This window comes from Streptomyces sp. NPDC053069, assembly GCF_044546895.1.
In the GTDB taxonomy this organism is placed as follows: domain Bacteria; phylum Actinomycetota; class Actinomycetes; order Streptomycetales; family Streptomycetaceae; genus Streptomyces.
Genome location: NZ_JBITZN010000009.1, coordinates 38,015 through 57,784, shown reverse-complemented (window position 1 = coordinate 57,784; position 19,770 = coordinate 38,015). Strand labels below are relative to the sequence as shown.

Sequence of the window (19,770 nt, the reverse complement as noted above, 5' to 3'; positions counted from 1 at the left end):
TTACGTCTCTCTCGCTCAGTCGTCTTCGTTGTCGCCGAAGTCGGGGCGGACGTCCCGGGCGGCCATGATCTCGTCGTTGGAGGTGCCGGCGGCGACCATCGGCCACACCATCGCGTCCTCGTGGACGATGAAGTCGACGACGACCGGGCGGTCGTTGATGGAGTTCGCCTCTTCGATGACCTTGTCCAGGTCCTCGGGGCGCTCGCAGCGCAGGCCCACGCAGCCCATCGCCTCGGACAGCTTCACGAAGTCCGGCACGCGGGTGCCCTTGGCCTCCGGGTTGATGTCGTCGGGGCCGCTGTGCAGCACGGTGTTGGAGTAGCGCTGGTTGTAGAAGAGGGTCTGCCACTGGCGGACCATGCCGAGGGCGCCGTTGTTGATGACGGCGACCTTGATCGGGATGTTGTTCAGCGCGCAGGTGGTCAGTTCCTGGTTGGTCATCTGGAAGCAGCCGTCGCCGTCGATCGCCCAGACGGTCCGCTCCGGCCGGCCGGCCTTGGCGCCCATGGCGGCCGGGACGGCGTAGCCCATGGTTCCGGCGCCGCCGGAGTTCAGCCAGGTGGCCGGCTTCTCGTACTGGATGAAGTGCGCGGACCACATCTGGTGCTGGCCGACGCCCGCCGCGTAGATCGTGCCCTCCGGGGCGAGCTGTCCGATGCGCTCGATGACCTGCTGCGGGGACAGCGAGCCGTCCTCGGGCTGGTCGTAGCCGAGCGGGTAGGTCTCGCGCCAGCGGCTGAGGTCGCTCCACCAGGCGGTGTAGTCGCCCTTGTGGCCCTCGCTGTGCTCCTTCTGCACCGCCTGGACCAGGTCGGCGATGACCTCGCGGGCGTCCCCGACGATCGGCACGTCCGCGGCGCGGTTCTTGCCGATCTCCGCCGGGTCGATGTCGGCGTGGACGATCTTGGCGTACGGGGCGAAGCTGTCCAGCTTGCCGGTGACGCGGTCGTCGAAGCGGGCGCCGAGGGCGACGATCAGGTCGGCCTTCTGCAGCGCGGTGACGGCGGCGACCGCACCGTGCATGCCCGGCATTCCCACATGCAGCGGATGGCTGTCGGGGAACGCGCCGAGCGCCATCAGGGTGGTGGTGACGGGCGCTCCGGTGAGTTCGGCGAGGACCTTCAGCTCGGCGGTGGCGTGCGCCTTGATGACGCCGCCGCCGACGTAGAGGACGGGCCGCCTGGCGGAGGTGATCAGCTTGGCCGCCTCGCGGATCTGCTTGGCGTGCGGCTTGGTCACCGGGCGGTAGCCGGGCAGGTCCATGGTGGGCGGCCAGGAGAAGGTGGTCTTCGCCTGGAGGGCGTCCTTGGAGATGTCGACCAGGACCGGGCCCGGGCGGCCGGTGGAAGCGATGTGGAACGCCTGCGCGATGATCCGCGGGATGTCCTCGGCCTTGGTGACCAGGAAGTTGTGCTTGGTGATCGGCATGGTGATGCCGACGATGTCCGCTTCCTGGAAGGCGTCGGTGCCGATCGCCTTGGAGGCGACCTGGCCGGTGATCGCGACCAGCGGGACGGAGTCCATGTGCGCATCGGCGATGGGCGTGACCAGGTTGGTGGCACCGGGACCGGACGTCGCCATGCAGACGCCGACCTTGCCGGTGGCCTGCGCGTAGCCGGTGGCAGCGTGGCCGGCGCCCTGCTCGTGGCGGACCAGCACATGACGGACCCGGGTGGAGTCCATCAGGGGGTCGTACGCCGGAAGGATCGCACCGCCGGGAATGCCGAATACCGTGTCCGCGCCGACCTCCTCGAGGGAGCGGATGAGGGACTGCGCACCCGTGACGTGCTCGACGGGGGCGGACTGCTGTCCTCCGGATCGGGGCCGCGGCTGCGGATGGGCCCCGGTGGCCTGCTCGGTCATCGGCATTCTCTTCTCGATGCTGAGGGTTTTTGCGAGGTTTGTACGGAGTTCAAGCGCTGCACGAGCGGCACTCGTGCAACAAAAAACCCCTCGTGCCGCAAGGCAAGCGAGGGGAGCGCGCCGGTGAGGTCGCTGGGCATTCCGGATCGTCCTCCGGTGGGTCCCAGCTCAGCCGACGCGCTGTCCAAGTACGAGAATTCGGGTGCGCATGGCACTGACCCTCCCCCCGGCACGTACCACGTGTCAAGTGGGTGGGACGGGCGTCTCATTATGTGAGCGACGGGCACTGCCACCTCCCAAGACGGCGGGCACACTCCCTGTGTACACCCGCCGCGCCCTTCTGCGCGGCTCGTTCACCCACGGGGCGCGCCGCTCGGTGTCGAGGCCACGACCGTGCTGAGCCCGTCGGACCTGCGCGCGGCCGCTCCCTCGGCCCCGACACGCGCCTGCGGCTCGCGCACGCCGCCCGCGAACGCCGGTTCGGCCGGTGCGTGGGGCACCGGATAGTGCCCGGATCCGAGCGCCCGGCGCAGCCGGTACTCGTCCAGCGGCCCCGCGAACGCCATGCCCTGCCCGTGCGTACAGCCCATCGCCCGGAGTGCCACGACCTGCTCCGGCAGGTCCACGCCCTCGGCCACGGACTGCAGCCCGAGATCGCCGGCGATCCGCAGCAGACCGCTGGTGATCTTGTGCAGCCGCGGGGACTCCACGACCCCCTCGACCAGACTGCGGTCGAGTTTCAGCACGTCCACCGGGAGCCTTCTGAGCGCCGTGATGGCGGCATGGCCACTGCCGAAGCCGTCCAGTGCGATCCGCACCCCGAGCCGGCTGAGCGCGGTCAGCCTGCGCTCCAGCTCGTCCAGGGAGATGCGCGGATCGGTGTCGGTCAGCTCCAGCACCAGCGCGCCGGGCGGCAGGCCGTGCCGGGTCAGCAGCCCCTCCACCGTCCCGACCGGCATCGAGCGGTCCAGCAGCCGCCGGGCGCTCATCCGGACGGCCACCGGTACGACGAGCCCGGTCGCGGCCCGCTCGGCGGCCTGCTCGACGGCCTGCTGCAGCACCCAGCGGTCCAGCTCGGCGGTCTTGTCGCCGTCCTCGGCCACCCGCAGGAACTCGGCCGGGGTGAACAGCACCCCCTGCGAGGAGCGCTAGCGCGCCTGCGTCGAGACGGCAGTGATCCGCCCGCTCTCCAGGCACACCACCGGCTGGTGCAACAGCGTGAACTCGCCGTCGTGCAACGCGGCACGCAGCCGGGTGGCCAGCTCCGCCTTCCGCACGACGTCCTGCTGCATCTGCGGCTTGTACAGCTCGACCCGGCCCTTGCCGGCCGCTTTCGCGCGGTACATCGCGAGGTCGGCGTTGCGCAGCAGCTCGCCCGCGCCGAGGCCCGGTTCGGCGAAGGCGACGCCGATGGAGGCGTTGACCCGCACGTCCTGGCCGTCGATCGCGTACGGCTGGGAGAGGGTCACCCTGAGACGGTCGGCGAGTTCCAGGATGTTCCGCTCCCGGGCGGCGCGGTCACGGGTGCCGTCGCCGACGATCAGGGCGGCGAACTCGTCGCCGCCCAGCCGGGACGCGGTGTCCCCGTGCCGGACCGCGTCCTGGAGCCGGCGGGCGGCCTGGACGAGCAGCTCGTCCCCGGCCTGGTGCCCGATCGTGTCGTTGACGGCCTTGAAGCCGTCCAGGTCGATGAAGAGCACCGCCGTGTTGCGCAGGGCGGTGCCCCGGTCGGTGGCCCGGCGGCCGGACAGGGCCTGCTGCACGCGCCGGGTGAACAGCGCGCGGTTGGGCAGGTCGGTCAGCGGGTCGTGCTCGGCGTTGTGCTGCAACTGCGCCTGCAGCCGTACTCTTTCGGTCACGTCCCGGCTGTTGAAGATCAGTCCGCCGTGGTGGCGGTTGACCGTCGACTCCACATTGAGCCAGCCGCCGTCGCCGGACCGGAAGCGGCACTCGATGCGGGTGGTGGGCTCCTCCAGCGGGCTCGCGGCGAGGAAGCGGCGCACCTCGTGCACCACGCAGCCCAGGTCCTCCGGGTGGATGAGACCGGCCAGCTCGCTGCCCACCAGTTCCTCCGCGGGCCGGCCGTAGACACCGGCGGCGGCCGGGGAGACGTACCGCAGGATGCCGTTGGGCGCGGCGATCATGATGACGTCGCTGGAGCCCTGCACCAGGGAACGGAAGTGGTTCTCCTTCTGGGCCAGCTCCTGGGTGAGGGTGATGTTGTCCAGCAGCATGATGCCCTGCCGGATGACGAGCGCGAGCACGACGGCGCCCGCGGTGATCAGCACGACGTGGTCGGGTCGGCGGCCGTTGAGGACGTTGTACAGGATGCCCAGGGTGCACACGGCGGCGGCCAGGTACGGGGTGAGGGCGGCGATGGAGCCGGTCAGCGGGCGGCCGGCCGGATACCGGCTGTGTTCACCTCCCGGGGCGGGCACGGGCACGGCGTGGTGGACCGTGCCGCGCTGTCCGGGCACGTGCTCGTGGATCACACGTGTGTGCCCGTCCGGTACGTGCGCCTCCTGCGCGCCCTTGCGGCCGGGCGCGGCCCAGGGGGCGTAGGCGAGCAGCAGCGAACCGGCGAACCAGCCGGCGTCCAGCAGCTGTCCGGAGCGGTAACTGCTGTGCAGCAGCGGCGAGGTGAACAGCGCGTCGCACATCACGGTCACCGCGAGCGCGCCGATCGCCGTGTTCACGGCGGTGCGGTTGCCCGGGGTGCGGCGGAAGTGCAGCGCGAGCACCATGCTGACGAGCGCGATGTCGAGCAGCGGGTACGCCAGTGACAGCGCGGTGTGCGCCACGCTCGGTCCGTCGAACCGGGCCGCCTGGGCGAGCGCGAGGCTCCACGACAGCGTGAGCAGCGAGCCGCCGATCAGCCAGGCGTCCAGCGCCAGACAGATCCAGCCGGCCTTGGTCACGGGCCGTTTGGCGAGCACCAGCAGGCCCACGATGGCGGGCGGCGCGAAGCACAGGAAGAACAGGTCGGCGTAGCTGGGGCTGGGCACGGGCTGCCCGAGGACGACCTCGTACCACCCCCACACCGCGTTGCCGAGGGCCGCCATGGCCGAGGAGAGCGAGAACAGCAGCCAGGCCGAACGGAAGCGGACGCGCGGACTGCGGGCGTACAGGAAGCACGAGACGGCGGCGGCGCCGGCCGCCGCGCTCAGCCCGAAGTCGCCCATGATCAGTGCGACTTCGTCCGCGCCCCAGTCGAACGCGGCCCCGACGGCGTAGGCCGCGCAGACCAGGGCCAGGACGAGCTGCTGCATCGCGCGCGTGCCCTCGCCGGCGGCCGACCGGCGCGGCGGCGCCTGCTGCGGGCGGGGGGCACGCACCGCTGCGTCCAGGGCGGTCGTCACGGAGGGCGGCGCACTCACCGGGGCCTCCCGGTCTGCGCCGCTCCCGCGTCCCGACGGTCCCGCTGCGCTGGGTGCGCATGCCTCCGGCGCCCGTTGTGCCTGCGCTGGTGATGGCTGTGGTGGCTGGTGTGGTGGCCGCGTCTGCGCGTGGCCGTGCGCCAGGGTCGCCGTCGGCGGCTCCGCCGCGTCGGATCGTTCGTCCATAGGCCGTGCATCGCCCGTCGCCCCCCTCACGAATCTGAAATGTCCATCCCCGGCGCCGAACGGTCTGCGGCGCAGCCCCTGTCGGGACGATACACCAGGATCGTCACTCAGGGACATAGCTTCTCTACGCTCCGTGACGACCAGCGAGGATGCCGGTACGCGTCGCGTCCGAGGGGTTGCGGAGGGTGCCGGGAGCGGTGCTACGACCCCGTCGTCAGGATCACGTTCCGCAGGGGCTCGTGGTTCACGAACCGGGTCAGCTGGTCGGCGAGCAGCCGCTTCGCGCGGGGCAGGAAGGCCGAGGAGGGCCCGCCCACATGCGGGCTGATGAGCACGCCGGGGGCCTGCCAGAGCGGGTGCCCGGGCGGCAGCGGCTCGGGATCGGTGACGTCCAGGGCGGCGGTGATACGGCCGCTCTCCAGTTCCGCGAGCAGCGCCTTGGTGTCGACGACGGGGCCCCGCGCGACGTTCACGAGCAGCGCCCCGTCCTTCATCTTCGCCAGGAATTCGGCGTCGACCAGCCCTCGTGTCTCCTCGGTCAAGGGCGTGGAGAGGATCACGACATCGGCGTGTGGGAGCAGTTTCGGCAATTCGGTGAGCGGGTGCACCGGACCGCGCGCCGTGGTGCGCGGGGAGCGCGCCACGCGCGCCACCCGCGCGAGCTCGAAGGGCGCGAGCCGGTCCTCGATGGCGGTGCCGATGGCGCCGTATCCGACGATGAGGACGGATTTGTCCGCGAGCGAGGGACGGAACCCGGTCTCCCAGCGCTCCTGTTGCTGGGCACGGACGAAGCCGGGGATGCCGCGCAGGGAGGCGAGGGTCAGGGTGAGCGCGAGCTCGGCGGTGCTCGCCTCGTGCACGCCGCGCGCGTTGCACAGCCGCACGCCCGGCCGGATGACCGACAACCGCGCGGTGACGTCGTCGACGCCGGCCGTCAGCGTCTGGATGACCTGCACGCCGGTCAGCAGCTCCAGCGGGCGCACCTTGACCGACCACCGCTTCATGTACGGCACCACGTACAGGATGCAGTCCGCCGGGTCGCCGGGAAAGGGCTGGTCACCGTCCTCGCCCCCGTCCCAGAACAGGTACCGGGGCCCCTCGGGAAGCCCCTCGATCTCCTCCGGCGCCATGGGAAGCCACACGTCAGCAGTCATGGCAGGAGGCTATGTCAGGTACGCGTGCGTGCAGAGGTTAGGTTGGGGGCCTGGCAGAGGGAGGTTCGCGAGCAGGTGGAGCGCAGGACGATCGGCGCGGGGGCGCTCGGGGTGGGGGCCGTCGGACTCGGGTGCATGCCGATGAGCTGGGCGTACAGCGGGTCGCGGCAGCGGGGCGACGAGTCGCTCAGAACCGTGCACCGGGCGCTGGACCTGGGCTCGAACCTCCTCGACACAGCCGACATGTACGGCCCGTTCACCAATGAGCTGCTGCTGGGCCGGGTGCTCAAGGAGCGGCGCGCGGACGCCTTCGTGTCCACGAAGGTGGGGCTCCTGGTGGGCGAGCAGCACATTGTGGCCAACGGCCGTCCCGGGTACGTGAGGCGGGCCTGCGACGCCTCGCTGCGGCGGCTGCAGACGGACGTGATCGACCTCTACCAGCTGCACCGTGCCGACCCCGAGGTCCCCGTCGAGGAGACCTGGGGGGCGATGGCGGACCTCGTGCGGGCGGGCAAGGTGAGGGCGCTGGGCCTGTGCGCGGTGGGGGCGCGCGGTGGCCGCCGCTCGGGGGCCGGGCTGTACGACGGGACGCTGCGCCAGCTGCAGCGGGTGCAGCAGGTGTTCCCGGTGGCCGCGGTGGAGGCGGAGCTGTCGGTGTGGTCGCCGGAGGCGCTGCAGGCGCTGCTGCCGTGGTGCGAAGCCCGGGGTGTGGGTTTCCTCGCGGCGATGCCGCTGGGCAACGGCTACCTGACCGGCACGCTGAGGCCGGGCGAGGGCTTCGAACCGGACGACCTGCGCGCTCGGCATCCCCGTTTCACGGCGGAGATGATGGCGGCCAACCAGCCGATCGTCGCGGGCCTGCGCCGCATCGCCCGCCGCCACGGCGAGCACGTCACCCCGGCCCAGGTCGCCCTGGCCTGGGTCCTGGCCCAGGGCCGCCATGTGATCGCCCTCCCGGGCACGAAACAGGAATGCTGGGCCACGCAGAACGCGGCGTCCGCCGACCTGCACCTGACCGAGCAGGACCTGTCGGAGATGTCCGGCCTGCCGGCGGCACGGGGGTCGTGGGACTGAGGGTCTGAGCGCCTGCGGGAAGCTGGGCGGTGTATGAGAGACAGCACCTGCTGTGGGACCACCGCCTCGAAGGGACCATGATCGTGCAACGTCGAGCTGTGCCGGCCGTGTTGGCCGTGACCGCCCTCCTGCTGACGGCCGGCTGCTCCTCCGACGGAGGGGGCTCACCGGGCGGCGCCGGACGGACGACACCGACGGGTACGGCATCGGGCACGCTCCCCTCCGGCCGAGCCACCGAGTCGGCCCCGCCGGCCAAGGGCTCGGTGAAGGTGCTGCGCACCGTGGCCGAGGGCCTGAAGACACCGTGGGGGCTGGCCCCGTTGCCCGACGGCGGTCTGCTGGTCTCCTCCCGCGACGACGGGACGCTCACCCGCATCGACGAGAAGACGGGCCGCAGGACCGAGCTGGGCAAGGTCTCCGGTGTCTCCCCGGCCGGCGAGGGCGGCCTGCTCGGCATCGCCCTGTCCCCCGACTACGCCTCGGACCACATGATCTACGCCTACTTCACCTCCGCCTCGGACAACCGCATCGTCCGCATGCTGTACGACGAGCGAAAGCCGGCCGGTGAGCAACTGGGCGCCCCGGACACGGTGTTCAAGGGCATTCCCAAGGGATTCATCCACAACGGCGGGCGGATCGCCTTCGGCCCGGACGGCATGCTGTACGCCGGCACCGGTGAGAGCGGCGAGCGGGGTCTGGCCCAGGACGAGAAGTCCCTGGGCGGCAAGATCCTGCGCCTGACCCCGGAGGGCGAACCGGCTCCGGGCAACCCCTTCCCCGACTCGCCGGTGTACTCGTACGGCCACCGCAACGTCCAGGGCCTGGCCTGGGACGACAAACAGCGCCTGTTCGCCTCGGAGTTCGGCCAGGACACCTGGGACGAGCTGAACGCGATCAAGCCGGGCGGGAACTACGGCTGGCCGAAGGCCGAGGGCAGGTCCTCCGATGCCGCCTTCCAGAACCCGATCGCCCAGTGGCACACCGACGACGCCTCCCCCAGCGGCATCGCGTATGTGAAGGGCGTGATCTGGATGGCCGCACTGAAGGGCCAGCGTCTGTGGCGCATCCCGCTGCGGGGCACGGAGGCCTCGGCGGCACCGCAGGCGTTCCTCACCGGGACGTACGGCCGGCTGCGGACGGTGGTCGCGGCGGGCGGCGACAAGGTGTGGCTGGTGACGAGCAACACGGACGGCCGCGGGCGGCCGAGGAAGGGGGACGACCGAGTGCTGGGGGTGGAGGTGGGCTAGCGCTCGGCACTCGCTGCACCGCTCACGCCTCTTCTTCAGGTCCTCCTTCCGGCCTCCCCTCCGGCTCCGCCGCGGCCGGCGGCGGTTCCGGGAGTCGTATGACGGCCTTCCCGGACGACAGGTCGATGGGTCCTCGGCCGGGATCGTTGTCGCCGACGTCCTCGCGGGTCAGCTCCAGCCGGTTCTGTTCGTCCCGGGTGTGTTTGCGGCCGGGTGCGAACAGTTCCTCGAAGGCGTTGAACACGGCTTCTCCCCCCGTTTTTCTCCCGCCACGGCTTTCTCCAGCGTAGGTCTCAGCCCGTCGGTCCGGCAGCGAGCGTCTCGGCCGGGAACAGGCCCAGCCGATGCGCCACCGCGGCCGCCTCCCCCCGGCCCGAGACGCCGAGCTTGCTCAGGATGTTGGAGACGTGGACGCTCGCGGTCTTCGGGGAGATGAACAGTTCCTCGGCGATCTGACGGTTGGTGCGGCCGGCCGAGACCAGGCGAAGGACGTCCCGCTCCCGGCTGGTGAGTCCGAGGGCCTCGGCCGGGTCGGCGGGGCCGAGGGCCTGCCGTGGGGCGCGGGTCAGGACGAGGCGGGCGCGCTGGGCGAGCCGGGTGACGGCGTCGGCGAGGGACCGGGCGTCGAGGTGGGCGGCGACCGCCCCGGCCAGCCGGAGCAGTTCGGCCGCGCGGTCGCGTTCGTCGTCGCCGCCGTCGGCCAGGAGGGCTCCGGCGAGGCGGTGGCGAACCCGGGCGAGTTCGTAGGGACGGTCCAGGCACTCGAAGGCGGTGACCACCGGGGACCAGTCGTCGGGGGTGTCGGCGCCCTGGGCGCGGCGGATTTCGGCGCGGGTCCACTGCTCGTAGGCCTGCCAGAGCGGGGCGTCGGTGGTGAGTGTGCGTACGGCCTCGCGGAGGCGGTCGAGGATCTCGGCACGGCGCGGCTGGGCGGCGGGCAGGGCGCGGGCCTCGGCCTCCACGGTGGCGGCGGCCCGCAGCAGCGGCCAGCCGTGGCGGTGGGTTCCGGGCGGGAAACCGTCGTCCAGGGCGCGGAGCAGTTCGGCTCGGGCGTCGTCGATGCGGCCCTCCTCGGCGGCGATGTCGAGGGCGACCTGGGCCAGGGGCAGGGAGTGCTGGGGTATGGAGTCGTGGGCACCGAAGTGGGCGCGGGCGGCGGCGAGGTGCCGGCCGGCCTCGGGCAAGTCGCCGCGGGCCAGGGCGAGGTGGGCCAGGCGCAGGGCGCCCGCGCCGGGGGGGTTGGCGCTGCGGCGGACCTCAGTCGCGTGGGTGGCGGCTTCGGCGGCCTCCGTCCAATGGCCGAGCGCATGGAGGGACGCGGACAGGTTGCCCTGCATATAGGCCTCGGAGTCCGACAGCCCGTGGGCGCGGGCGAAGGCGATGCCCTCGCGCAGGAGGGCGGCTGCCTCCCGGTCCCGGCCGATGCCCTGCAGCTTGGAGGGCAGGTTCACATAGGCACGGCCCGCGACGTCGTGCACGCCCTCCGCGAGGGTGTCCCGCAGTACCTGCCGCATCTCCGCCAGGCCGGCCTCGGGATCGCCCGCATCCGCCTTGAGGCCGCCGAGGGTGAGGCGGGCGTGCAGTTCGATGTCGCGGGAGCCGACCATGCGCGCGTACTCCACGGCCCGCTCGGCGGCGGCGAAGGCTTCGGGGCCGGGCCGGTGCAGCATGGACCAGTTGGCGGCGAGGGCCAGCACCTCGGCGTGCACCTCGGACGGAGGCAGGCCGCGTACCAGGTCCTGGGCGGTGGCCAGTTCCTGCCATCCGTCACCGCGGGCCTGGGACTGGACGAGCCGGGAGCGCTGCACCCAGAACCAGGCGGAGCGCAGGGGGTCCGGCTCCTCCTCCAGGAGGCGCAGCGCCCGTTTGGTGATCTTCAGGGCGCGTTCGCGTTCGCCGCCGAAGCGGCCGGCGACGGCGGCCTCGGCCATCAGGTCGAGATAGCGCAGCGGCGTGGTGGCGGGGTCGCAGCCGCACGGAGGGTAGACCTCGGTGTAGTCGACCGGGCGCAGGGCGGAGCGCACCTCCTCGGGGACGCCGTCCCACAGCTCCATCGCCCGTTCGAGGAGCCTGAGCTGCTCGGTGTAGGCGTGCCTGCGGCGGGCCACGACGGAGGCGTCCAGGACGGCGGGCAGGGCCTTGGCGGCGTCATGGGCGTGGTACCAGTAGCTGGCCAGGCGCATCACGCGCGCGTCGGCCGGAACGAGCGTGGGGTCGGCCTCCAGGGCTTCGGCGTAGCGGCGGTTGAGCCGGGAGCGTTCGCCGGGCAGCAGATCGTCGGCGACGGCCTCGCGGACCAGGGAGTGGCGGAAGCGGTAGCCGTCGCCGGCCCGCGTGACGGCGAGGATGTTGGCGCCGACGGCGGCTCGCAGCGCCTCGATGAGATCGTCCTCGCCGAGCTGGGCGACGGCGGCGATCAGCCGGTACTCCACGGTGGAGCCGCCCTCGGCGACGACCCGGGCGACCCGCTGGGCGCTGTCGGGCAGCGTCTCGACCCGGACCAGGAGCAGGTCGCGCAGGGAGTCGGTGAGCCCGGCGCGGCAGCCGTCGCAGCCGGCGACGGCGAGTTCCTCGACGAAGAAGGCGTTGCCGTCGGAGCGTTCGAAGATCTCGTCCACCTGGGCGGGGGCGGGTTCGGCGGCGAGGATGCCGGCGATCTGGCGGCCGACCTCCTCACGGGTGAAGCGGCCGAGTTCGATGCGGCGGACGGTGCGCAGCCGGTCGAGTTCGGCGAGCAGGGGGCGCAGCGGGTGGCGGCGGTGGATGTCGTCGGAGCGGTAGCTGGCGAGGACCAGGAGCCGGCCGGCGCGCAGGGTGCGGAAGAGGTAGGCGAGGAGGTGGCGGGTGGAGGCGTCGGCCCAGTGCAGGTCTTCCAGGACGAGCACGACGGTGTGCTCGGCGGCGATCCGTTCGAGCAGCCGGGCGGTGAGTTCGAACAGGCGGGCCATGCCCTGCTCGTCGTGGCGGCCGGCGCCGGCCTCGCCGAGGTCGGGCAGGAGGCGGGCCAGTTCCTCCTCCTGGCCGCGCGCTGCGGCGGTGAACTCCTCCGGCAGGGTGTCGCGCAGGGCGCGCAGCGCGGTGGAGAAGGGTGCGAACGGCAGCCCGTCGGCGCCGATCTCCACACAGCCGCCGACGGCGACGACCGCGTGCCGGCCGGCGGCCGTGGCGAACTCCTCGACGAGGCGGGTCTTTCCGACCCCGGCCTCGCCGCCGAGCAGCAGCGCCTGTGGCTCGCCGGCGCGGGCACGGGCGAGCGCGTCGTTCAGGGTGTCCAGCTCTTCGGTGCGGCCGACGAACACGGGACTGACGGACCTGGTTTCCACGGGCCCGAGCATCGCATGAGGGCCGGACGGCACGGCACCCGTTTTCCACAGTTCCGGTGCGATCGTCGTACCGGTGGCCGGGCGGGTCGTAGGAACGGACGGGAGGGTCGTACGACTGGGGTGGGCAGTCGTACGACCCTCGTCCGTACGGTCCGGGAGGCGGCCGACCCCCGTGCGGCCACCCTCCGTCCCGGCCCGGTCCGTCGGTCCGGTGTTCACGCGGTGCGCGGAATCCGGTGCCGGCGGGGCCGGTCGGTATGGGACTCGGTGGCGGCGCCGGCGTGGCCGGCCGAGCCCTCGTGGCGGGCGGCGCGGTGCAGCCGGGCGGCCTCGCGGGCCAGGCGCTCCTGCGCGGCCTCGCGGATCAGCTGGGCGGAGCGCATCCTGTGGTACTCGAACTCGATCACGGCGTGTCCTTCGAGGAGAGTCGGTGTCGTGCGTCGCGTTCTGCGATGTCTCCACCTTCGTCTCCCAGGGGGGTGCGCCACATCGGGAGAGTTCCGCATCTTCGGGCGGCGTACGGGCCCGCACGCGCGCGTAAGGGGCCTCAGGGAGTCCTAAGGTGCGGGTGGACTCCCTAAGGCCCCCTGGGACCTGCGCCTTTCTCAGCCGGTCGAGGGCAGGGCGAGCAGGGCGTCGGAGTACTTGAGGACCGCCAGCAGCAGGCCGATGACGCCGAGCGAGACACCCGCCCAGGCGACCGACCTGATCCACGGCGCCTGCGGCCGGCCGGCGGCGCCGAAGGCGGGCCGGGCGAGCACGACCACGCCGGTGAGCAGCGCGGCCAGCGCGAACAGGCCGGCCCACAGGGCGGTGCTGTGCCAGGCGTTGCCGTAGACCGCCTTGATCTGGGTGGCGACGCTCGCGGTGGAGGATGTCCGCAGCTGGCCGATGAGCTGCTCGCGGGCGCCGGCGACGGTGCCGATCCAGCCGCCGCTGAGCGAGACGAGGCCCAGCGCGGCGGAGACGACGGCTCCGGCGCCCTGGCCGACCCCGGAGGGCGCCTTGTCCCCGGCGAGCTCTTCCTCCGCTCCGGAGGCCTCTTCCTCGACGGTCCCCTCGCCGGTGTCCCCGGCGGTGTTCTCCCCGACGGCCTCCGTCCGGGCTGCCTCCTCGCCGGTGGTGCCGGCCGAAGCCCTCGTCCGCCCCGTCTCCCTCGTCTCGTCGTCGTGGTGCGCCTCGGTGCCGGCCGGGGTGCCGGCCTCGGCGCCTTCCTCTGTCTTGGTAGCCATGCCCGGCACCGTACGGACGCTGTCTGAGAGGTCCCTTAATGATCGTTGTGCGCCGTACGCGCGCGTGCCGCACGCCACTCGGGGGCCAGCACCGACCAGATCTCGGTGCTGGTGCGCACGCCCCGGTGCGGATAGTTCTCACGGAGCACGCCCTCGCGGGTCATGCCGAGCCGCCGGGCCACGTTGATGCTCGCCTCGTTGGCGGAGGACACATGCCACTCCACTCGGTGCATGCCGCGTTCCTCGACGGCCCAGTCCAGCAGCACCCGCATGCTCCGCGTGACCAGTCCGCGCCCGGCCGCCGCCGGCTCCAGCCAGCAGCCGGCCTCGCACACCCCGCTCGGGGTGTCCCACACGCGGAACAGCACACCGCCGACCAGCCTGCCGTCCAGCCAGATGCCGTGCAGGCTGCCCGCGTCGACGGCACGCTTGTCGGCGTACGACTTCACCCAGGAACGGGCGCCCTCCACGTCGGACACCACGTCCGGCAGCCCGATGTGCCGGCCGATGAACTCCCGTCCCCGGTCGACGTTGGCGAGGACCTCCTCGGCGTGCCAGACCTCCAGGGGCCGCAGCTCGGCCCCGTCGTCACCCAGGGATATCGCGTACATCGCGCTGCTCGTCCTTCCGCAGTTCCTCGACCGAGATCTTGCCGAGCCTCTCATGCGCGGCGCGGCACTCGGGCGGTTCGATGCTGAGGCGGGGCAACAGGCGCTCCAGCCAGGCGGGCAGCCACCAGTTGGCGGTGCCGAGCAGATGCATCAGCGCGGGGACGAGCAGGGTGCGCAGCACGAAGGCGTCCAGGGCGACGGCGGAGGCCAGCGCGATGCCGAACATCGCGATCACGCGGTCGCCGCTGAGCACGAAGGCGAGGAAGACCGAGATCATGATGATCGCGGCCGAGTTGATGACCCGGCTGGTCTCGGCGAGGCCCACGCGGACGGCGCGCCGGTTGTCGCCGGTCTCCAGCCACTCCTCGTACATCCGGCTGACCAGGAAGACCTGGTAGTCCATGGAGAGTCCGAAGAGAACGGAGACCATGATCACGGGGAGGAACGGCTCGATGGGCCCGGCCCGGCCGAGACCGAGCAGTTCGCTGCCCCAGCCCCACTGGAAGACCACGACGACGACACCGAACGCAGCGGCCACGGCGGCGACGTTCATCACGGCGGCCTTCAGCGGAACGCCGAGCGACCGGAACGCCACGAGCAGCAGCAGACAGCCGAGCCCGATCACCGCGCCGATGAACAGCGGCAGTTTGCCGATGATCACATCCGCGAAGTCGTCGTAGCCGGCGGTGACCCCGCCGACCTGGATGTCGAGGGAGGTGCCGGTCTCCGCTCGGGGCAGCACCCGGGTGCGCAGCCGGTCCACGAGGTCGCTGGTGTCCTGCGACTGCGGTGCGGACTCGGGGACCACGGTGAGGTAGGCGGTGGTGCCGCCGGCGGCGTAGGTGACCGGGGTGACGGAGGCGACGCCCCGGGTGGCGCGCAGGGTGGTGTCCAGGGTGTCCAGGGCCAGCTTGTCGTCGGCGCCGTCGACCCGGGTGACCAGGGTGAGCGGTCCGTTCACGCCGGGTCCGAAGCCGTCGGCGAGCAGGTCGTAGGCCTTGCGGGTGGTGGAGGTGCGGGGGTCGTTGCCCTGGTCGGAGGTGCCGAGGTGGAGGGAGAGGGTCGGCACGGCGAGCAGCGCGACGACGGCGACGGCAAGGGAACCGAGCAGCTTGGGGCGGCGTTCGACGAGCGCCGACCAGCGGGCGGCGAGTCCGGTGGGCAGCTCCGGGCGCGGCCCGCGCCGGGCGAGCCGGCCCCGCTCGCGGCGGCTGAGGGCCCGGGGGCCGATGTACGCCAGCAGGGCGGGCAGCAGGGTGACCGAGGCCGCGACGGTGAGCACCACCGTCAACGAGGCGGCCACGGCGACCCCGTTGAGGAAACTCAGCCGCAGGGTCAGCATCCCCAGCAGGGCTATGCACACCGTCGCACCCGCGAAGACGACCGCGCGCCCCGTGGTGGCCACGGCGTTCACGGCGGCCTCGGTGACGCTCAGGCCGCGTTTCAGGCCGCGCCGGTGCCGGGTCACGATGAACAGCGCGTAGTCGATCCCGACGCCGAGGCCGATCAGCATGCCGAGCATGGGAGCGAAGTCGGCGACGGTCATGGCGTGTCCGAGCAGCCCGATACCGGAGTAGGCGGTGCCGACACCGACCAGCGCGGTGGCGATGGGCAGCGCCGAGGCGGCGAGCGAACCGAAGGCGAGGAACAGCACGACGGCCGCGACGAGCACGCCGACCAGCTCGGCGGTGTGCTCGCGCGGGGACGCGGTGAGCCCGATCGCGCTGCCGCCCAGCTCCACCCGGAGTCCGTCGCCCTGGGCGGCCTTGGCGGTGCGCACCACGGCCCGCGCCTGGGACGCGCCGATGTGGTCGGCCGGCTGGGTGAAGGTGACGGTGGCGTAGGCGGTGTGGCCGTCGGCGCTGATCCGGTGCGCGCCCCGGCTGCCGTACGGGCCGGTCACCGAGGCGACCGCGGGCAGCGCGGCGATCCGGCCCAGGGTGCGGGTCATCGTCCGCTTGACGTCGGCGGCGCGGACGGTGCCGGTGGCGGTGTGCCAGACAACGGTGTCGCTGTCCCCGCCCAGGCCGGGGAAACCGTCCTGGAGCAGCTGCGCCGCGCGGCCGGACTCGGTGCCGGGGACCTCGTAGTCGTTCGAGTACGCCGAACCGGCCACGGCGGCGGCCGCGGTGACCCCGCCGAAGGCGAGGAGCCACAGCAGCACGGCGATCAGCCGGTGCCGGACACACCAACGGGCGAGGTCTGCCACGGACGTGCTCCCAGATGATGACGTGTGGATCTTTGACCGGGAACGATCGTCCATGAGGTGAACAGCCCGCAAAGAACGCATGAGAAAGCGCATGACACTCTTGCAGGCGAAAGTGATCGTTTGCCGCGATCATGGCCTTATTCACAAGAGTGCGAGGCACATCACAGGACATGCGTACGGCCCCGGAGGCCATGCCTCCGGGGCCGTACCGTGCGCGCAGCCGGGGCTCAGCCCTCGCTCACGCCCAGCTTCTGAAGGATCAGTTCCTTGACGCGGGCCGCGTCGGCCTGACCCCGGGTCGCCTTCATGACCGCGCCGACCAGGGCGCCGGCCGCGGCCACCTTGCCGCCACGGATCTTGTCCGCGACGCCCGGGTTGCCGGCGATGGCCTCCTCGACGGCGGCGGTCAGCGCGCCCTCGTCGGAGACGACCTTCAGACCGCGCTTGTCGACGACCTCGTCCGGGGTGCCCTCGCCGGCCAGGACGCCCTCGATGACCTGGCGGGCCAGCTTGTCGTTCAGGTCCCCCTTCGCGACCAGCTCGGTGACCCGGGCCACCTGCTGCGGAGTGATCGCCAGCTCGTCCAGCGCCTTGCCGGACTCGTTGGCGCTGCGCGCCAGCTCGCCCATCCACCACTTGCGGGCGGAGGCGGCGTCGGCGCCGGCGTCGATCGTGGCGACGATCAGGTCCAGCGCACCGGCGTTGAGGATCGCCTGCATGTCGGTGGCGGAGATGCCCCACTCGGCGAGCAGCCGGGTGCGACGGGCCAGCGGCAGTTCGGGCAGGGCCGCGCGGATCTCCTCGACCCACTCGCGCGAGGGCGCGACCGGCACCAGGTCGGGCTCCGGGAAGTACCGGTAGTCCTCGGCCTCTTCCTTCACCCGGCCCGAGGTCGTGGACCCCGTGTCCTCGTGGAAGTGGCGGGTCTCCTGGACGATCGTGCCGCCGCCGGAGAGGACGGCCGCGTGGCGCATCACCTCGAAGCGGACCGCACGCTCCACCGAACGCAGCGAGTTGACGTTCTTCGTCTCGCTCCGCGTGCCGAACTTGTCGGCGCCCTTGGGCATCAGCGACAGGTTGACGTCGCAGCGCATCTGGCCCATCTCCATGCGGGCCTCGGACACGCCGAGGGCACGGATGAGTTCGCGCAGCTCACGGACGTACGCCTTCGCCACCTCGGGGGCGCGCTCGCCGGCGCCGACGATCGGCTTGGTGACGATCTCGATCAGCGGGATGCCCGCGCGGTTGTAGTCCAGCAGGGAGTGGGACGCGCCGTGGATACGGCCGGTGGCGCCGCCGACGTGCGTCGACTTGCCGGTGTCCTCCTCCATGTGGGCGCGCTCGATCTCCACGCGGAAGGTTTCGCCGTCCTCCAGCTGCACGTCGAGGTAGCCGTTGAAGGCGATCGGCTCGTCGTACTGGGAGGTCTGGAAGTTCTTCGGCATGTCCGGATAGAAGTAGTTCTTCCGGGCGAAGCGGCACCACTCGGCGATCTCGCAGTTCAGTGCGAGACCGATCTTGACGGCGGACTCGACGCCGGTCGCGTTGACGACCGGGAGCGCGCCGGGCAGGCCGAGGCAGACGGGGCAGGTCTGGGTGTTCGGCTCGGCGCCGAGCGCCGTCGAACAGCCGCAGAACATCTTGGTCTTGGTGCCGAGTTCGACATGGACCTCAAGGCCCATGACGGGGTCGTACGACGCCAGCGCGTCCTCGTACGACACCAGGTCGGTCGTGGTGGTCACGGTGAAAACTTCCCTCTCAGCCCAGCAGGACGTCGTCGTCGCCCAGCCGCTTCAGCTCGCGGTAGAGGATCGCGAGGCCGGTCACGATCGCCACGGCGGAGACCGTGGCGTCGATCAGCCGCAGCGTGTCGTGCTCGGCGCGGGCCTTCTTGATCTGCTTGGCGACACCGAACGCGCCGAACGCGGTGGTGGCCATCGACAGGTACGTACCGGACTTGGACTTCTTGAAGTCCTTGGCCTTGGACAGCTTGCTCACAGCGACGGAGCCTCCTCCAGCAGCGGGTGTCCCCACTTTTCCACGAAGGCGGCCTCGACGGCGGCGCCCACCTTGTACAGGCGGTCGTCCTGCATCGCCGGGGCGATGATCTGCAGGCCCACCGGGAGGTTGTCCTCCGGGGCGAGACCGCAGGGCAGGGACATGGCCGCGTTGCCCGCCAGGTTGGTCGGGATGGTGCACAGGTCCGCGAGGTACATCGCCATCGGGTCGTCGACGCGCTCGCCGATCGCGAAGGCGGTGGTCGGCGTGGTCGGCGAGACGATGACGTCGACCTGCTCGAAGGCCTTCTCGAAGTCGCGCGTGATGAGCGTGCGGACCTTCTGCGCGGAGCCGTAGTACGCGTCGTAGTAGCCGCTCGACAGGGCGTACGTGCCGAGCATGATGCGCCGCTTGACCTCGGGGCCGAAGCCGGCCTCGCGAGTCAGGGAGGTGACCTCCTCGGCCGAGTGGCCGCCGTCGTCGCCGGTCCGCAGGCCGTAGCGCAGGCCGTCGAAGCGGGCGAGGTTGGAGGAGCACTCGGACGGCGCGATCAGGTAGTACGCCGACAGGGCGAGGTCGAAGGACGGGCAGTCCAGCTCGACGATCTCGGCGCCCAGCTCCTTCAGCAGCTCGACGGACTCGTCGAAGCGCTGGATGACACCGGCCTGGTAGCCCTCGCCGCGGAACTGCTTGACCACGCCGACGCGCATGCCCTGCACGCTGCCGTTGCGGGCGGCCTCGACGACCGGCGGGACCGGGGCGTCGATGGACGTCGAGTCCAGCGGGTCGTGCCCGGCGATGACCTCGTGCAGGAGGGCCGCGTCGAGGACCGTACGGGCGCAGGGTCCGCCCTGGTCGAGGCTGCTGCTGAACGCCACCATGCCGAAGCGGGAGACCCCGCCGTACGTCGGCTTCACGCCGACCGTGCCGGTGACGGCGGCCGGCTGGCGGATGGAACCGCCGGTGTCGGTGCCGATGGCGAGCGGGGCCTGGAAGGAGGCGAGCGCGGCGGAGGAACCGCCACCGGAGCCACCGGGGATCTTGGTGAGGTCCCAGGGGTTGCCGGTCGGCCCGTAGGCGCTGTTCTCGGTGCTGGACCCCATGGCGAACTCGTCCATGTTGGTCTTGCCGAGGATGACGACGCCGGCGGCCTTCAGCTTCTTGGTGACCGTCGCGTCGTACGGCGGGATCCAGCCCTCGAGGATCTTCGAGCCGACGGTCGTGGGCACGCCCTCGGTGGTGAAGATGTCCTTGAGCGCGAGCGGGACGCCGGCCAGCGGGCCGAGCTTCTCGCCGCGGGCCCGCTTCTCGTCCACGGCGCGGGCCTGGGCGAGGGCGCCCTCACGGTCGACGTACAGGAAGGCGTGCACCTTCTCGTCGACGGCCTCGATGCGGGCGAGGTGGGCCTCGGTGACCTCGACGGCCGTCAGCTCGCCGGAGGCGATCTTCTCGGCGGTCTGTGCGGCCGTGAGCTTGATGATGTTGCTGTCCGTCAT

The 19,770-nt window shown here is 71.9% G+C and carries 13 protein-coding genes and 1 pseudogene; 2 read left to right on the top strand and 12 right to left on the bottom strand.

Translation table 11 applies throughout. The annotated features are described in order from the left end of the window. Positions 1-15 precede the first annotated feature (15 nt). From ACIGXP_RS21935 to ACIGXP_RS21925, 3 genes and pseudogenes are all read right to left on the bottom strand, one after another. A complete protein-coding gene (locus ACIGXP_RS21935) occupies positions 16-1,863 on the bottom strand; it encodes an acetolactate synthase large subunit (RefSeq protein ID WP_399770635.1) in 1,848 nt (615 codons plus the stop codon). Between the two features lie 243 nt (positions 1,864-2,106). Continuing rightward, positions 2,107-5,240 (bottom strand): annotated as a pseudogene (locus ACIGXP_RS21930) (putative bifunctional diguanylate cyclase/phosphodiesterase). A 386-nt stretch (positions 5,241-5,626) separates the two neighbouring features. Continuing rightward, positions 5,627-6,580: a 2-hydroxyacid dehydrogenase gene (locus ACIGXP_RS21925; RefSeq protein WP_399770632.1), complete on the bottom strand. Its 954-nt coding sequence runs from the start codon at positions 6,578-6,580 to the stop codon at positions 5,627-5,629. 75 nt (positions 6,581-6,655) lie between these two features. Between ACIGXP_RS21925 and ACIGXP_RS21920 the strand changes: the two genes are divergently transcribed. Both ACIGXP_RS21920 and ACIGXP_RS21915 read left to right on the top strand, forming a co-directional pair. Beyond that, the gene (locus ACIGXP_RS21920; RefSeq protein ID WP_399770629.1) at positions 6,656-7,654 is read left to right on the top strand and encodes an aldo/keto reductase; all 999 of its coding nucleotides are present in this window, start codon (positions 6,656-6,658) and stop codon (positions 7,652-7,654) included. Between the two features lie 98 nt (positions 7,655-7,752). Continuing rightward, a complete protein-coding gene (locus tag ACIGXP_RS21915) occupies positions 7,753-8,901 on the top strand; it encodes a PQQ-dependent sugar dehydrogenase (RefSeq protein ID WP_399770627.1) in 1,149 nt (382 codons plus the stop codon). Between the two features lie 22 nt (positions 8,902-8,923). Here ACIGXP_RS21915 and ACIGXP_RS21910 read toward each other — a convergent pair whose 3' ends face one another. From ACIGXP_RS21910 to gatA, 9 genes are all read right to left on the bottom strand, one after another. Next, positions 8,924-9,145, bottom strand: a complete 222-nt coding sequence (locus tag ACIGXP_RS21910; protein WP_399770624.1) for a DUF6191 domain-containing protein — start codon at positions 9,143-9,145, stop codon at positions 8,924-8,926. A 49-nt stretch (positions 9,146-9,194) separates the two neighbouring features. Next, the gene (locus tag ACIGXP_RS21905) at positions 9,195-12,236 is read right to left on the bottom strand and encodes an AAA family ATPase (protein WP_399771070.1); all 3,042 of its coding nucleotides are present in this window, start codon (positions 12,234-12,236) and stop codon (positions 9,195-9,197) included. Between the two features lie 203 nt (positions 12,237-12,439). Further along, positions 12,440-12,631 carry a hypothetical protein gene (locus tag ACIGXP_RS21900; RefSeq protein ID WP_399770621.1) on the bottom strand — a complete coding sequence of 64 codons (192 nt, stop codon included), beginning with the start codon at positions 12,629-12,631 and terminating at the stop codon, positions 12,440-12,442. A gap of 198 nt (positions 12,632-12,829) precedes the next feature. Continuing rightward, positions 12,830-13,456, bottom strand: coding sequence for a hypothetical protein (locus ACIGXP_RS21895; protein ID WP_399770618.1), 627 nt, complete (start codon positions 13,454-13,456; stop codon positions 12,830-12,832). A gap of 35 nt (positions 13,457-13,491) precedes the next feature. Further along, positions 13,492-14,067 carry a GNAT family N-acetyltransferase gene (locus ACIGXP_RS21890; protein ID WP_399770615.1) on the bottom strand — a complete coding sequence of 192 codons (576 nt, stop codon included), beginning with the start codon at positions 14,065-14,067 and terminating at the stop codon, positions 13,492-13,494. After that, complete coding sequence (locus ACIGXP_RS21885; protein WP_363214595.1) at positions 14,045-16,276, bottom strand: MMPL family transporter; 2,232 nt, start codon at positions 16,274-16,276, stop codon at positions 14,045-14,047. The genes ACIGXP_RS21890 and ACIGXP_RS21885 overlap by 23 nt, the downstream gene beginning before the upstream one ends. Positions 16,277-16,503: 227 nt before the next feature. After that, complete coding sequence (gene gatB, locus ACIGXP_RS21880) at positions 16,504-18,018, bottom strand: Asp-tRNA(Asn)/Glu-tRNA(Gln) amidotransferase subunit GatB (RefSeq protein ID WP_399770612.1); 1,515 nt, start codon at positions 18,016-18,018, stop codon at positions 16,504-16,506. A 16-nt stretch (positions 18,019-18,034) separates the two neighbouring features. Next, a complete protein-coding gene (locus ACIGXP_RS21875; RefSeq protein WP_351240077.1) occupies positions 18,035-18,274 on the bottom strand; it encodes a hypothetical protein in 240 nt (79 codons plus the stop codon). After that, complete coding sequence (gene gatA, locus ACIGXP_RS21870) at positions 18,271-19,770, bottom strand: Asp-tRNA(Asn)/Glu-tRNA(Gln) amidotransferase subunit GatA (RefSeq protein ID WP_363214597.1); 1,500 nt, start codon at positions 19,768-19,770, stop codon at positions 18,271-18,273. The genes ACIGXP_RS21875 and gatA overlap by 4 nt, the downstream gene beginning before the upstream one ends.

Bases quoted from the DNA above. Each gene is read 5' to 3' on its own strand.
- ACIGXP_RS21935 (WP_399770635.1), bottom strand. From the start codon at position 1,863: ATGACCGAGCAGGCCACCGGGGCCCATCCGCAGCCGCGGCCCCGATCC.
- ACIGXP_RS21925 (WP_399770632.1), bottom strand. From the start codon at position 6,580: ATGACTGCTGACGTGTGGCTTCCCATGGCGCCGGAGGAGATCGAGGGG.
- ACIGXP_RS21905 (WP_399771070.1), bottom strand. From the start codon at position 12,236: ATGCTCGGGCCCGTGGAAACCAGGTCCGTCAGTCCCGTGTTCGTCGGC.
- ACIGXP_RS21895 (WP_399770618.1), bottom strand. From the start codon at position 13,456: ATGGCTACCAAGACAGAGGAAGGCGCCGAGGCCGGCACCCCGGCCGGC.
- ACIGXP_RS21890 (WP_399770615.1), bottom strand. From the start codon at position 14,067: ATGTACGCGATATCCCTGGGTGACGACGGGGCCGAGCTGCGGCCCCTG.
- gatA (WP_363214597.1), bottom strand. From the start codon at position 19,770: ATGACGGACAGCAACATCATCAAGCTCACGGCCGCACAGACCGCCGAG.